The 13,883-nt window shown below is 62.8% G+C and carries 11 protein-coding genes and 1 pseudogene; 5 read left to right on the top strand and 7 right to left on the bottom strand.

All coding sequences use genetic code 11. The annotated features are described in order from the left end of the window. Window positions 1–469 precede the first annotated feature (469 nt). Window positions 470–3,781 (top strand): DUF4082 domain-containing protein, encoded by a 3,312-nt coding sequence (locus ACIN94_RS10130; protein WP_400702424.1) that lies wholly within the window; start codon window positions 470–472, stop codon window positions 3,779–3,781. 399 nt (window positions 3,782–4,180) lie between these two features. Then, window positions 4,181–5,281 carry a glycosyltransferase family 4 protein gene (locus tag ACIN94_RS10125; RefSeq protein WP_400702421.1) on the top strand — a complete coding sequence of 367 codons (1,101 nt, stop codon included), beginning with the start codon at window positions 4,181–4,183 and terminating at the stop codon, window positions 5,279–5,281. Window positions 5,282–5,537: 256 nt separating this feature from the next. Here the strand turns inward: ACIN94_RS10125 and ACIN94_RS10120 are convergent, their stop codons facing one another. Genes ACIN94_RS10120 through ACIN94_RS10110 form a run of 3 tightly spaced genes read right to left on the bottom strand, consistent with a single transcriptional unit; the run spans window position 5,538 to window position 6,476 of the window. Beyond that, window positions 5,538–5,699 carry a hypothetical protein gene (locus tag ACIN94_RS10120; RefSeq protein ID WP_400702418.1) on the bottom strand — a complete coding sequence of 54 codons (162 nt, stop codon included), beginning with the start codon at window positions 5,697–5,699 and terminating at the stop codon, window positions 5,538–5,540. Further along, window positions 5,683–6,108, bottom strand: a complete 426-nt coding sequence (locus ACIN94_RS10115) for an IS3 family transposase (RefSeq protein WP_400702415.1) — start codon at window positions 6,106–6,108, stop codon at window positions 5,683–5,685. Before ACIN94_RS10115 ends, ACIN94_RS10120 begins: the two co-directional genes overlap by 17 nt. Then, window positions 6,105–6,476, bottom strand: coding sequence for a transposase (locus tag ACIN94_RS10110; RefSeq protein WP_400702412.1), 372 nt, complete (start codon window positions 6,474–6,476; stop codon window positions 6,105–6,107). The genes ACIN94_RS10115 and ACIN94_RS10110 overlap by 4 nt, the downstream gene beginning before the upstream one ends. A 442-nt stretch (window positions 6,477–6,918) precedes the next feature. Here ACIN94_RS10110 and asnB point away from each other — a divergent pair, with 442 nt between their 5' ends. The 3 genes and pseudogenes from asnB (at window position 6,919) to ACIN94_RS10095 (ending at window position 9,574) form a co-directional block, all read left to right on the top strand. Next, window positions 6,919–8,835: an asparagine synthase (glutamine-hydrolyzing) gene (asnB, locus tag ACIN94_RS10105; protein ID WP_400702410.1), complete on the top strand. Its 1,917-nt coding sequence runs from the start codon at window positions 6,919–6,921 to the stop codon at window positions 8,833–8,835. 2 nt (window positions 8,836–8,837) lie between these two features. Beyond that, window positions 8,838–8,959, top strand: a pseudogene (locus ACIN94_RS10100) (IS30 family transposase); the annotation flags it as partial. Window positions 8,960–9,421: 462 nt separating this feature from the next. Continuing rightward, complete coding sequence (locus ACIN94_RS10095; protein WP_400702407.1) at window positions 9,422–9,574, top strand: hypothetical protein; 153 nt, start codon at window positions 9,422–9,424, stop codon at window positions 9,572–9,574. On the opposite strand, the gene tnpC is transcribed toward ACIN94_RS10095, so the two are convergent. The 4 genes from tnpC to ACIN94_RS10075 all read right to left on the bottom strand — a co-directional run bounded on the left by tnpC (window position 9,575) and on the right by ACIN94_RS10075 (window position 13,848). Beyond that, window positions 9,575–11,032: an IS66 family transposase gene (tnpC, locus tag ACIN94_RS10090; protein WP_400702404.1), complete on the bottom strand. Its 1,458-nt coding sequence runs from the start codon at window positions 11,030–11,032 to the stop codon at window positions 9,575–9,577. It abuts the gene before it with no gap. A 130-nt stretch (window positions 11,033–11,162) separates the two neighbouring features. Beyond that, entirely contained in the window at window positions 11,163–11,345 is a 183-nt protein-coding gene (locus tag ACIN94_RS10085; RefSeq protein WP_400702401.1) for a hypothetical protein, read from the bottom strand. A 30-nt stretch (window positions 11,346–11,375) separates the two neighbouring features. Continuing rightward, the gene (locus tag ACIN94_RS10080; RefSeq protein WP_400702398.1) at window positions 11,376–12,665 is read right to left on the bottom strand and encodes a lipopolysaccharide biosynthesis protein; all 1,290 of its coding nucleotides are present in this window, start codon (window positions 12,663–12,665) and stop codon (window positions 11,376–11,378) included. 43 nt (window positions 12,666–12,708) lie between these two features. Beyond that, window positions 12,709–13,848 (bottom strand): glycosyltransferase, encoded by a 1,140-nt coding sequence (locus ACIN94_RS10075; RefSeq protein ID WP_400702395.1) that lies wholly within the window; start codon window positions 13,846–13,848, stop codon window positions 12,709–12,711. Between the last annotated feature and the right edge of the window lie 35 nt (window positions 13,849–13,883).

Genomic DNA, 13,883 nt, shown 5'->3' with positions numbered 1-13,883 from the left:
CCGAGTTCTTCTAGGTCGCCAAGAATCTGATCCACGTAGTCCTCGCACCGTCGCCGCTCCGGACCGGGATCACCCCGGTCGACAGCCATATCCGGTCAGGCCATGGCAAATTCACCCGATTTAACGCCTCACGATGCGCGTGGATCCAGCCTCAGGGGCGCGAGGACGTCGGCTTCCAATTATCTCTTGCCCATCCTTCACTCAGCCCGAAGGTAAGAATTTTCGTTTTTCGCGATTTTGTAGATCGAATCGACCCTTGCCGTGAATCACCCCTCCTGTGCAGAATCAGCTTCAGTGTCTGCTGGATGCGGAAATCGCCGCTTCTATGAGTAATACCGACCAGGGTGCGATCATCGCTATCTTTCGCTTATCGGTCTTCGCTGACGAAGATTCACCATAGGAATGCGATCGGGGGTTGCGCATGCCAGGCAACGAGAAGAGGAGCAGCAGGAAAAGGAGGCGATGGCAGATGGTCCCGATCGCCATGCGAGCCTTTGGTGTCTCCATCGTGGCCGTGATCAGCCTGCCCCAAGCCGTCTGGGCGCAGAACCCCGTCTCGGATATCAGTCAAGGCGAACTGAAGGTCGTCAGCGCTCTCGGCGAGAACCGGATGGACGCCACGCTTAAGCCGATTGCCCCGATTGCGCCGGTTACGCCGGAAGAGACTTCGGGCAAGGTGCACAGCCACCCCACGGAAGTCAACCCGACTCCATCGGTGGACGTTATGCAGAACCCGTCCCGGTTCACCGGTTTAGCCGCGAATGGAATGCGTCAGGAGAGACACGTGATCCGCTCGGCGGCACGCGTCGGCGGCAAGAAGGCCGGGGCCGCAGCCGCCCGCTCCCGAGCGCTCCGCGCCGATTGTCCGCCGACTTCTATAATCTGCCTGGAGAACAGCCTCCCCGGTAGTCCCCCCAGTGAATGGGACATACCTGGAGCCGGTAGCAGTCATATTAATGGGTATGCGGCTCAGATAAGCGTCAACAAAGGGGAGGTCGTGCAATTCAAGGTGAACACCTCCGTGACCGCTTATCGCATGGATATTTATCGCATTGGATATTACGGCGGCATGGGGGCACGAAAAATCACAACGATCAGGCCTTCTGTGTCTTTGCCCCAGATACAACCGGCTTGCTTGAGTGACGCGGCAACCGGATTGGTTGACTGTGGCAACTGGAGCGTATCCGCCTCCTGGGCCGTGCCAAGTGATGCCGTCTCTGGAGTCTACATTGCGAACATGATCCGGGAGGACGGGGTAAGCGGCGCCAGTCAGCTTATATTCATTGTCCGAGATGACGCGGGAAATTCAGATCTCCTGTTTCAAACCTCTGATGCGACCTGGCAGGCATACAACACGTATGGCGGAAACAGTTTGTATGTAGGCAGTCCCGCGGGGCGCGCCTTCAAGGTCAGCTACAACCGCCCGGTCATCACACGCGCCGGATGGCCGGAAACTTATTTCTACGATTCCGAGTATCCCATGGTCAGATGGCTTGAGGCCAACAGCTACAACGTGAGCTATACCTCCAGCGTCGACACCGTCATACGAGGATCGGAACTACTCAAGCATAAGGTGTTCCTCACTGTCGGCCACGCCGAGTACTGGTCCAAAGAAATGCGGGACAATGTAGAGAACGCTCGAAATAACGGCGTTAATATCGCTTTCTTCAGTGGAAACGATATTTTCTGGAAGACGAGATGGGAAAATAGCATTGATGGGACGAATACTTCACATCGGACACTCGTCTGCTACAAAGAGACGTTGGCCAACGCCAAGATAGATCCGAATACTCAGTGGACCGGAACATGGCGAGATCCGCGTTTCTCCCCACCGTCAGACGGCGGTAGGCCGGAGAATGCCGTGACCGGCACCTTGTTCAGGGTCAACGGCAACGTCAGCGACTCGATTGCTGTTCCTGCGGCATACGGCTCCATGCGATTTTGGCGCAACACATCTGTTGCAAGCCTTCAACCCGGCCAGACGGCTGTATTTCCTGCGGGAACACTAGGGTATGAGTGGAATGAATCGCCAGAAGATGTGTTTACCCCGCAAGGGCCGGTGAGGCTTTCCGAAACAACACTGGCTAATTCTTCCAAAATCCTGCTTGACTTTGGCGGTACGTATGGCGCCGGAATCGCCACACATCGCCTGACGCTTTACAAACACACAAGCGGTGCGCTTGTCTTCGGCGCGGGAACTATCCAATGGTCGTGGGGTCTGGATGCCAATCATGATCGAGGAGCGGGCACACCCACAGATATTCGGATGCAGCAGGCAACGGTCAACCTCTTCGCTGACATGCGGGTCCAACCGGCGACCCTTCAACCAGGTTTGGTTCCGGCAACCGCGTCAACGGACACCACTCCCCCAACCTCGACAATTACCTCTCCATCGAGCGGTGCGTCAGTGGAAGGTGGAGCGAGCATCTCGATCGAAGGGACGGCAGCTGACACCGGAGGCGGCGTTGTGGCCGGCGTCGAGGTCTCAGTCGACGGTGGCACCACATGGTCTCAGGCAACAGGTCGCACAAATTGGAAGTTTGATTGGGCGACCAACACCACTGGCCCGGTGACGATTCTCTCCCGAGCGGTCGATGATATCGGCAACCTCCAGAAAACTCCGACCTCCAGAAGCGTTACTGTTAACACAGGATGCCCTTGTACCATTTGGCCACCGGACGCTGTGCCTGCTGAGGCTTCGAAGAACGACCCCAAGCGAATTGAAGTCGGAGTCAAGTTCCGCTCCAAGAGCCCGGGCTATGTCTCAGGAATCAGATTCTACAAGGGTTCGCTTAACACGGGAACGCACACCGGCAACCTCTGGAGCTCTACAGGAGTGCTCTTGGCAAGCGCGACATTTACCAACGAAACAGCAAGCGGTTGGCAGCAGGTGAATTTTTCGACACCCGTCACGGTGAACGCCAACACCACCTATGTCGCTTCCTACTTCACGACATCAGGGTTCTACTCGGTAACAAGAGACTACTTTACCCAGGCATATTCGAACGGCCTGCTCACTGCGCTCGCGGATGGCACAGACGGCGGTAACGGCGTTTATAGCTACGGTTCGGCGAGTACTTTCCCGACCAATACCTACAGAGCCACCAACGCCTGGGTCGACGTGGTGTTCTCAGAGTTGAGCACCCTGTGGGATGAGACAACAGTTCCGGATGTCCCATCCCAACCCGACACCCAGCCAGTTGCTCTCGGTGTGAAATTCCAGGCCTCGGTCCCGGGCTTCATCAGGGGAATCAGGTTCTACAAAGGCCCCCAGAACACCGGGACCCACACCGGAAGCCTGTGGACCAGCAGTGGCCAGCTACTCGCGCAGGCGACTTTCACCGCCGAGACCGCATCCGGATGGCAGCAGGCGATTTTTGCGACACCTGTTGCGATCAGTGCAAATACTACCTACATAGCCTCTTATCACACGACATCTGGGTATTATTCGCTAACAAGACCATACTTTACCACGCAATATACGCGTGGCCGGCTTACCGCCCTTGCCGATGCCGCGTCCGGAGGCAATGGCGTGTACAAATACAGCGCGACGAACACCTTCCCAATCAACACTTACAAAGCTGCCAACTACTGGGTTGACGTGCTCTTTGACGGCAACCAGAGTCAGACCAGCGCTCGTCAGGCCCTCCGCCAGCATCCTGTCTCTGACTTCGCGGGCCCTTCCGCGATGAGGATCAACCGTTCTCGCGACGCCGCGGAAGAAAAAGACCGACCATCTTCACTCAAGCGGTTTCCGCTCCTTCGGTCTTCCCAATCCTGAGCAGGACATCGGATATATCGTTTCCGAAGAGCTATGGGGTGCCAACCCCACCGCGGCGGACCCCGTCATCGTCCAGCAGGTGCTGCCGGACGATGACGGGGCCGAGTTCTTGACCGATTGGGCCCGGGCGGTGGGCCGACGCCCTATCTGTATCTGTGCTGCGACAGGACCATGCCGCGCCCGGCCGAGTTCCCAGCCGACGGCTTGACCCATGCTCGCTATGCAATTCGAGATCGACGTGCGAGAAGCTGCCGATGTTGAATAACTCTGACGCGAGAAGTGTCCAGAACATTAAACGAGCTATCGCGTCGTCGTTCTGAACGATAATCAGCAGACCGGTCAGCACTACTCACCTATGCGTAACCGGATTGGAGTATTCTGCGTATGAGGATAGTGCGTGTGAGCTATCGGGTGCTGTCCGAGCAAGGCGGCAAGGAACGACATGTTGACTGCCTCACCCGAGAACAGCTGAAACGCGGTCACGAAGTGGCGCTTGCGTTCCGGCGCGGGGACACCGTGCCAGAGGGGGCGACCGTGCTGCCGATCCGGCCAACCATGCTGTCACGGGCGCTTGCGGCGAGGTCTGACGTCCTCGCGTTCGCAGCAGAGGTAGCGCAGACACTAAGGAATGCCGGTCAAGCCGATCTCGTACACCTTCACGGAGACCATGTCGAGGCGGCCATCCTGGGACCGGTCTGTCGGCGACGTGGTATTCCATTGGTGCTCACCGTGCACGGTGCCCTCGCGCGGCGCCACCGTCAGATAGCGCGGAGGGCGATGGGCAAGGTTGACGCGTTCATCGCTCTCGGGTCTCGGCCGATGCGTGACCTGGTCGCGTTGGGTGCTGATCCACACCGGATCCTGACCACGTCGAGCGGACTTGATCTTGCGAGCCTGTCCCATATCGGATCCGCGGCTGCGCGTGACCCGGGCCTCATCGTCAGTGTCGGTTCTCTGGACCCGGTAAAGAACCATGAGCTCGTGATCGAGGCGGTACGCCTTATCCGCCACACCAGACCAGAGGTCCGCCTGGTCATAGCCGGTGATGGTCCGGAGAGAAGTCGGCTGTCTCGGCTCTCGGGAGCCGACGGCGCGATCGAGTTGGTCGGCCAACTACCCCGAGATGAGGTCTACGGACTCCTCCGGCGCGCGCAGGTCTTCGTTCTCGCTTCGCGTCGCCTTCCCGGCAAAGGTGAGGGAGTACCGACCGCTGCCCTGGAGGCGCTGGCTCTCGGTACTCCTGTGATCGTCTCGTCCGAGGCGTCACTCGACCCGGCCGTGCCGGACAGCGAAGCCTACTGCACGTTCGAGTCCGGCTCGCTGGACGACCTGGTCTCCGTTCTCGGTGCCGTGCTCGACGACGAGGAGAAGCGCAACCGAATGAGCGCGCGTGGAATGCAGGCGGCGGCGAGCCTGAATTGGCCGGCGGTCGCGAGCAGGGTCGAGGAGTGGTATCACGTTGCTCTGGACGCGATACAGCTGCGCAATAGAGGACGGTGAGTACACGCCATCACCGTGCACGCCCGAGACCACACCGGGAGCTTGGCGTACTACGTGACCGGGGGCTGCGGCGAAAGTGCTCATTGAAACCGGCGTCAACCCAAATGGGCTGTCTGTCCGGAACCCTCGTAGCACCCCAGGACGACCAGCCTGGAGCGCCGCACGCGCCCTTCCCTGCGCCACAACATCCTCCTGCGATAGAGGTGTTGCGACGACCAGTTGAATCCGCCCTCGCTGCCACAGTCGGAGTGGAAGATCACCCGCCCACGTCGCCGCCCCGAGTGGCCACCGCCATCTGCAACGATGCGACGGTCAGGGCCGCGTCGTGGTGCTCGCTCATGGCGAACCCGAGCAGCCGCCGAGAGAAGAGACCTTCGACGGCGGCCAGATAGAGCGGCCCCTCATCCGTGCTGGTCACCGCAGTCGCCCACCCACAGCACGTCCGGGGCGACCGCGGTGAACATGCGCCCGACCAGGTCCGGGGCGACGGGCCGCTTGCCCTGGCGGGTCAGCGAGCGCGGTTTCTTGGGCTTGCGGCCGGCCCGGCCGAGACCGGCCATGCGTTTGGCCACCGTGTTCTCCGACACCTTCCAGCCCTCTTCCCGCAGATCCTGGGTGATCCTCGGGCTGCCGTAGGTGCCGCCAGAGGCGGCGAAGCGTCTGTCAATCGCCTCGTCCAGGTCGGCGCGTCGCCGCTGCCGCACCGTCGGCGCACGGTTCTTCCACTTGTAAAACCATGACTGCGACACCCCCAACGCCCGGCAGGTGATGGTGTGGCTGATGCCGTGCTCGGTCTTCTGGGAGCTGATGAAGGCCGCCACACTCATCGCCCCATCGCCTTTCGAACCCACAAGACCACCGATCGCCTGAGGACATCACACTTGTCCTCCAACTCGGCGCGGTCCTTATCCCAGGCCGCCTTCTCCTTGGCGTGCTGCCTGCTCAGCTCGGCCTTCTCGTGCCGCAGCCGTGTCAGCTCCTCCTGCTCGGACTCCTTCGGCTTCCCGCCTCCGTTGCCGCGGCTGCCGTTCTGTTCTTCGGCGTGCCGGTCCATCTGCACCCAGTTGCGCAGCGTGTACGCGTTGATACCAAGATCTCGCGCGATGTGCGCGACGGGCTTGCCGGTCTCCTTGACGATACGCACCGCTCCGGCCCGGAACTCGGGATCAAAGCGACGTCTTTGGATGCCTCCCATGACCAAACCTTTTCCGGTTCGGTCTCCACGCTATGAGGGGAAGCCCACTCTGGACGTGAACCGAAAGTGTGGCGACAGGAGCGTTCCGGCTTGGCCAAAACTCTCGATCGACAAAAAATTCTTGCCACTTCTTTATCCTGATCCCGGCTTTGGCCTTTCCTGCAAAGGACACATGAGGTCGCGATGGGCGAGTGCCCCGGCCAGGCTCCGAGACACACCACTCGCAGATTCGTGCCCCGGGACATCGCGATCCGTAATATAGCCGGAGTAGTCAGTGACGTGGTCAGTGTGGCGCGTCTGGCTTTTCTCGCCGATAGTCAGCAGGAAGACCTGGTGCTGCGTGAGGTATTTATCGAGCGTCGCCGAGGTCTTTAGCACCAAGTAGCCGTCCTGCCGGGAGACTGCGGAACGTCAACCTGTATCGCCGACCACTGGAGGACCGATGTGCGGGATAGCCGGAATGGCGTCGACGCTGGCCCCCGACACCAACCTGGTCCGCCGCATGTGCGACGTCATCGCACACCGCGGCCCGGACGGCGTCGGCTATCACGACGACGACCACGCCGCACTTGGCATGCGACGCCTGGCCATCATCGACGTCGCCACCGGCGACCAACCCGTCTACAACGAAGACAGCGCCATCACGGCTGTCTTCAACGGTGAAATCTACAACTACGCAGAACTACGTCGCGAACTTACCGCCAAAGGCCACCGCTTCCGCGGGGAAGGCGACTCGGAAACCCTCGTCCACCTTTACGAGGAACACGGCATCGACATGCTTGACCGGCTCCGCGGCATGTTCGCCTTCGCCATCTGGGACCGCACCCGGGAAAGGCTCATCCTGGCCCGCGACCGGGTCGGCAAGAAACCCCTCTACTGGCGAGCCGACCACTCCTCCATATGGTTCGCATCCGAGCTGAAATCCCTCGCGCAAGACCCCGGCATGCGCCGCGAGATCGACCCCGTCGCGCTCCATCACTACCTGACCTACCAGTACGTGCCGGCACCCTGGTCCATCTACGAAGGGGTGCGGAAGCTCCCACCGGCGCACGTTCTCATCTGGGAGCACGGGAGAGCGACCATTCGGCGGTACTGGAAGCTGGACCGCGCCGAACAGCGATTCACCGACGAGCGCGAGGCCGAGGAGCGGCTCCGGGAGCTGCTGCTGGAGGCGACGCGGGTCCGCATGGTGAGCGAGCGCCCCATCGGTGCCTTCCTCTCCGGTGGGATCGACTCCTCCGCCGTGGTGGCCGCGATGGCCATGCAGAGCCCCGAAAAGGTGAAGACGTTCTGCATCGGCTTCGAAGACCGCCGCTACGACGAGCGGCACAAGGCACGCCTGGTCGCCGAGCAGTACGGCACGGACCACCACGAACTCGTCGTGTCGGCTGACCTGCTCGATGTCCTGCCGCGCCTCGCGTGGCACTTCGACGAGCCATTCGCCGACTCCTCCGCCATCCCCAGCTTCTACGTCGCGCAGCTCAGCCGCAGCCACGTCACCGTGGCGCTGACTGGCGACGGCGGCGACGAGTGCTTCGGCGGCTACCAGCGCTACGCCCTGATGAACCAGGCCGGGCGGATCCCGGCTCTGCCCCGTCCCCTTGCGACGGCGTCCGCCCGCTTCGGCAACCTCATCACTGAGCGGAGCCATTCCAAGTCGCCCGCCCGGCGGGTCGGGCGGCTGATGCGGTTCGTCGCGGAACCGCCCTCCCGCCGCTACGCCACGCTCATGTCCTGCTTCAAGCCGGAGCAGAAGGCGGCCATCTATACGGACGCCTTCCGCGAGCAGGTGGCGGACGTGGACAGCCTCCTCCTGCTTGAGACGCTCTTCCGCGAGTCGTCGGCCGCGACCGATCTCGGCCGTGTCCTCGACGTCGACACCATGAGCTATCTTCCCGGTGATCTGCTGGTCAAGGTCGACATCACGACGATGGCCAACTCCCTTGAGGCCAGGTCGCCCTTCCTCGACCACCACCTGCTGGAATGGGCGGCTGGGCTGCCCGCCGCCATGAACGTCCGCGGTCGCCGGACCAAGCTGCTGCTCAAGCGGGCGATGGCGCCCTGGCTGCCCCAGGAGTTGCTGAACTGCCCGAAGCAGGGCTTCGGTGTGCCGCTCGCTGCGTGGCTGCGGGGCGAGCTGCGCGAGCTGTCCCACGACGTCCTGACCGACGAGACCGCCAGGAGCAAGGGGCTGTTCCGCCGCGCCGCGGTGCTGGACCTACTGCGGCGGCATGCCGAGGGCGCCGACCACAGCGACCGCCTGTGGGCCCTGCTGCAGTTCGAACTCTGGCACCGGGCACACGCCGTACCAGGCGCACCCGCCCTGACCGGGGCCGCCTGCCCGCAGACACGGGGGTGACCACCAACGCCCTGCTGCGCCAGTACTTCCCAACATCGATCTGTTGGCCCACACCCGCCAGGAGCTCGACGCGGTCGTCGCTGAACTGAACTCCAGACCACGAAAGACGCTCGGTTGGGATACCCGGTGGCGTTCTTCGCGCTCATGTACTACGCAGGCCTGCGATCAGAGGAAGTCGTCCACCTGCGGAACCACAACATCACCCTTCCGCCCCTGGTCCTGAATGAGGAGATGGGGCAGATGGAGGAGTCTGCCGGGGAGGTGGGGAGAGCTGTACTTCGCCATAGCGGCCCCGTTCGCCGGACGGGAATGGACCGATGGCGGCGCGCTCCGTGAGGAACGCTCGCTCAAGCATCGCGCGGACGGTCCCCCCGCACCGTGGAAACGCGGTGGCAAGGCCGCGCTGGTCTCGAAGGGCGCGGCCGGGAGCATCTGTGGCACAACCTCTGCCGCTCGCCTGTTTCGTGAAATCCGCGTCCGAGGCTACCCCGGCCGCACACCGCAGGCCGTCCGCAGATATCTGCGGCCCCTGCGAACGGTCGTCGGCCCCGCTCCGGCGCCGCCGCCGGTGCCCAAACCTCATCGGGTGGCACACTGGATCATGCGGCACCCCGATCACCTGCACGCCGACGAGGAGCGACAGCTCAAGGACATCATGGTGTGCTGCCCGCAGTTGGATGCCGTTCGCCACCACGGTAAGCAATCAGAAGGTTCTGTGACGCTGCGTGATACGCGCTGATCAGGCGTCGAGTGTGACGGGAGGCATCCAGAGGTTGCCGGTGAAGGCGCGGTGAATCGCTTCGAAGGCGCTCAGCCCGTGCTTGCGGGCGCTGGCGAGGTAGGAGCGGACGGCCAGCCAGTGCGCAGCGCCGTCTTCGGATTGATGACAGCCGGAGATCTTCACCTGGGTCTTGACCGGGCGGAGCGCGCGCTCGCCCGTGTTGTTCGTGAACGGCACCCAGCCGGGGAAGTCGGCGAAGCGCAGCACGTCAGCCGCCCGGTCTCGCAGGCGTTCCAGCAGGTTGCGGACCGGGGCCTGTTTCCGCCCCGACGCGCGGGGATGCAGCGACAGCCCGACCGCGATCCCACGGTGGAAGGATTCGAGGTAGATCCGCGACCGCTCGGGCGGAATCTCGGTCAACCCACTCTCACGGGCCTTGACGGCCTGCTTGTTCAACTCGGCCAGCGCCCAGCGGATCTGTGCCGGCCACCGCTGGCCGGGGTGATCCTCTGCCGCAGCGGTCAGCTCTCTGACCAGGTGGGCACCGCACAGTTGATGTCTGGCGTGCGGGTAGCCGTTGTAGAGCGACAGCGAGTCGTGCACCAGCACCCCGCGGAACTCGGGCAGGATGCCGAGGGAGTTGGCACCCTGGCGGGAGCGTTCGCCCAGACCGAGCAGGGTCAAGGTGTTCGTGCAGGCCACGTGCAGCCAGCGCCGCCCGGCCCCGATCCGGGTGGTGGTCTCATCGACATGCAGCACGTGCGCCAGCGTCAGGAGCGCACAGATCACCTTGATGCCGTCGGCGACCAGGGTGGCGGCCTCGGCCAGGATCGACGACACCCAGCCCGGCGAGACCCGGGCTCCGGTGACGTCGGCGATCAACTGGGCGCAGCGTTCCACCGGCACGTGCTGGAACACCAGCGGATAGGCGGCGAGTGCGCGCAGGTTCGGCCCGTACGACGATGGCGCGCCTGCCACCGTCTCGGGCATGTCCGCGCTGGTGAGGCGGCCGTACCCGCCGTATCGGCACCGAGGCGCGCGGTGCTCGGTCACCGTGACGGTGACCAGGGGAATGTCGCGGACCTGGCGGCGCGAATAGCCCACGCTGTCGGTGGCCGAAAGCTCCTTCCCGCATCCGCCACAGGCGGCCGGGACGTGGTCTTCGACCTCGTCGGGGGTATCGACCATGGCCAGGCCGCTTCCCGGCGCTCCGGGCTGGCGGCCCCGTTTGCGCCCGCTCTTGGCCGGCGGCTTTTTGTCCGGCCGGACGAAGGTGTCACTGGACGGCGGCAGCGAGGAGTTCCCCGAGTTGCGGCCCTGCCTGCGTTCCAGCTCGGCGACCCGCGCGGTCAGCCGCTCAACCGTCGCTTCCAGCTGCGCGTTCGTCTCCCGCTGAGCCTCGATCGTGGCCATCTGCCGGACCACCAACGCGGCCAGCTCGTCATACGACGGGCGGCGATCCGGGGTCTTCGGCACCCAAAGATCACCCCACCGCGCGGGCGTTGCTCACATCATGATCGCGAACCTCTGAATGCCTACCCGGCAGACTCGGCAATCAACGGAGAATGGAGTTGCCCCGGTTTAGCAGACACGTCAGGGCTTTCGGCTACGCGGCAGCATAGCCGTCTTCTTGGGTGCTCTTGAGTACGTGTCGCCGTTCATATTCGGCGGGGCTGAGCTGGCCGTTCGCGAAGTGGCGGCGGCGTGGGTTGTAGAAGCCCTCGATATAGGCGAACACAGCCCGTTCGGCCTCTGATGCGATGAAGGAGCGGAGGCCCCGCTCCTTCATCGCATCAGAGGAGTGCTCACTCGTCGGCGGCTACGGAACCGAGTCAGTCTGCCCCCGCGGGCGGAGTGACCTGGTAGCTCTCATTAGGTCGGAGAGCCGGGGCAGTAAATCTCGCACGTCGGTTCCGGCCGTTCGGGCGAACCACTGGACCTCAATCGCCGCTATAGCGATGTAGCTCGCGCTGGAGGCCAGTGCGGCCCCGGTGGCTCCCCACAGCGGTATCAGCACGGCGTTCAGCCCGAGGTTCGCCACGAGGGCACCGATGGCGATGGAGGCCATGGTCATGGGGCGGCGCAGCCGCACCAGGTACTGCTCGACCGGCCGGAGAAGCGACCACGCGATCATGCCGGGAGCGAGGGCGAGCAACGGTGCCACACTCCCTGCGAAGGGAGCGCCGTACAAGAGCGGAATCAACGTCGGTGACGTGATCGCCATCGCACCGACGCAGGCCGATGAGAGCAGCAGGTTGAGCCGGATTGTGCGCACAGTGACGTCCTGGGCGGCCAACTCGTCCTCGATCGCTTGGCGAGGAAGCGTGACCTGCGCTATCGCGTCGGTCGGAACCCTCGCGAGGGAGAGGAACGCCATCGCGACGGTGTACAGGCCCACCTCGGCCGGTGAGACAAAGGCATTCAAGAGCAAGACGTCGACGGTCAGCAGTAGATGGAAGGCAACTAGCCCAATGTGGTAGCGACCAGACAGCGAGAGTTGCTCACGGGCGAGCGCCGCCTCCCCCCGCATGGCAGGGAGACCGAGTGACCGGGTGAACAGCACGAAGGGAACGACCGTGGAAATCGCCCAGCAGGCGACCACCATCGTAAGAGTGAGATTTCCCGTGATCGCGAGCGCCAAGATCGGAATATACAGGACAAGCGCTGCCATGACGACCGCTCGGTTGATCAAGCCGATACGATCCTGAAGGAGCAGAATTCCCTTGAGATTGACCGACGCGACGCCGAACGGCACCGCGACAAGAGCCATGATCATCAGATAAGGCGCCGGGAGGGGAAGAAAGATAATCACGACCCCGAGGGTGACCAGAGTGGATACCAGACCGAGAACCAACCCGAGGATCAGGGCGTTGCCGGTAAGGGATCGATGCCGTTCGCAAGTCGGCCAGAACACTATCTGCGATTTCCCCACCGAAAGGTGGCCCAAGACGATCGCGATCCCGGCAGTGGTTGTGATCGTCGCGTAGATGCCCCGGCCTTCGGGCTGCAGGATGCGCGCCAGAAGAACGCCTGCCATCGCCGCCAGAGCCAGAGGTAGCGCCTGACTCGCCATCGTTTGGACGACCTTGGTGAGGTTGTTGTCACTCATGTCTGGAACAGGGGGAACGAGATACCGAGGGTCGTGTGTTCTCCTATTTCGCACATCGAGCCTTCATGAGTTGGTGGTACAGGTTAATGTGCTCCTCAGTTATGACATCCATGTCAAGGTTCTTTCGTGCCCAGACACGCGCCGCAGCCCCCAGCGAAACGGCGAGTTCAGGATCGTCGAGCAGACGGACGATGCCCTCCGCCAGAGCTGCCGGGTCCGAGGGTGGCACGAGGACTCCGCGGCCCTCAAGCAGTTCAGGTGTACCGCCTACCCTGGTGGCGACAATCGGCCGACCGGCGGCCATCGCCTCCATGACCGCGTTGCTCAGGCCCTCGGAGATAGAAGGGAGGACCACCACGTCAGCGCGGGCCAGGAATCCCTCGATATTTGTATGAAAACCTAGAAAACGGACATCAACACCGAGCGCATTCACGTGTCTCTGGAGGCGCTTACGCTCGGCGCCGTCTCCAACGAGCACAAATGTGCATGGGTGACCATCCCGGGAAAGCAGCGCGGCGGCATCGATGAGGAACCGATGTCCCTTGTTTGTGCTGAGACGTGCCACGCACAGCACCACGGGGAGCGCGGTGTCGATGTTCTCCGGCTTGGCCGGCTCGAACGCCGAAGCCGGAAGACCGTTGTAGATCACGCTCACCTTGTGGCTTGGCACACGTTCGACCTTGCAAGTGCCTTCTGCGACGGCCACCGCATTGGCGATGACGTGATCAGTGATTCCCGTCACAGCCTTTTCGAGAGCGGTGTACCACCGGGGTCTCGGCTTGAGGTAGCCCTGGGTGCGTCGTCCCGCGACCACGACCGGAACTCGCGCCAGTCGTGCGGCGAGGGATCCCAGAACATAACTCTCGTAGAGGAATCCGTGAAGGACGTCGGGTCTGAGTCGTTTGAGTAGCTTGACAAAATGAGCGAAGGCCCGCAGGTTTCCGACCAGGACCGACGAACCTGATGGCCGGCGGGAAAAGCCGAGATGATGCACTTCGACTCCGGCATCACGGAGAGATGCTTCGTGAGGACCACCTTTCGACAGGACGAACACGTGCGCTTCGATGCCCCTGCCACACAGCTCTCGTGCGAGTAGAGACAGCTGTTTCTCCGCACCTCCCAACCCTAGGTGCCCGGTGACGAGTACAACACGCTGAACGTTGGCTTCATCTCTCGCCGTCATGACAGGACCTTCGTTTAGAACAGCATTACTATGCA

This window comes from Streptosporangium sp. NPDC087985, from assembly GCF_044741965.1.
In the GTDB taxonomy this organism is placed as follows: Bacteria; Actinomycetota; Actinomycetes; order Streptosporangiales; family Streptosporangiaceae; genus Streptosporangium.
The sequence above is the reverse complement of the archived record's forward strand: the minus strand, read 5'-3'. Positions and strand labels throughout refer to the sequence as shown.

Coding starts and splice junctions, on each gene's coding strand:
- ACIN94_RS10130 (WP_400702424.1), top strand. CDS start 470: ATGGTCCCGATCGCCATGCGAGCCTTTGGTGTCTCCATCGTGGCCGTG.
- ACIN94_RS10115 (WP_400702415.1), bottom strand. CDS start 6,108: ATGAGTGTGGCGGCCTTCATCAGCTCCCAGAAGACCGAGCACGGCATC.
- ACIN94_RS10110 (WP_400702412.1), bottom strand. CDS start 6,476: ATGGGAGGCATCCAAAGACGTCGCTTTGATCCCGAGTTCCGGGCCGGA.
- asnB (WP_400702410.1), top strand. CDS start 6,919: ATGTGCGGGATAGCCGGAATGGCGTCGACGCTGGCCCCCGACACCAAC.
- ACIN94_RS10085 (WP_400702401.1), bottom strand. CDS start 11,345: ATGAAGGAGCGGGGCCTCCGCTCCTTCATCGCATCAGAGGCCGAACGG.
- ACIN94_RS10080 (WP_400702398.1), bottom strand. CDS start 12,665: ATGAGTGACAACAACCTCACCAAGGTCGTCCAAACGATGGCGAGTCAG.
- ACIN94_RS10075 (WP_400702395.1), bottom strand. CDS start 13,848: ATGACGGCGAGAGATGAAGCCAACGTTCAGCGTGTTGTACTCGTCACC.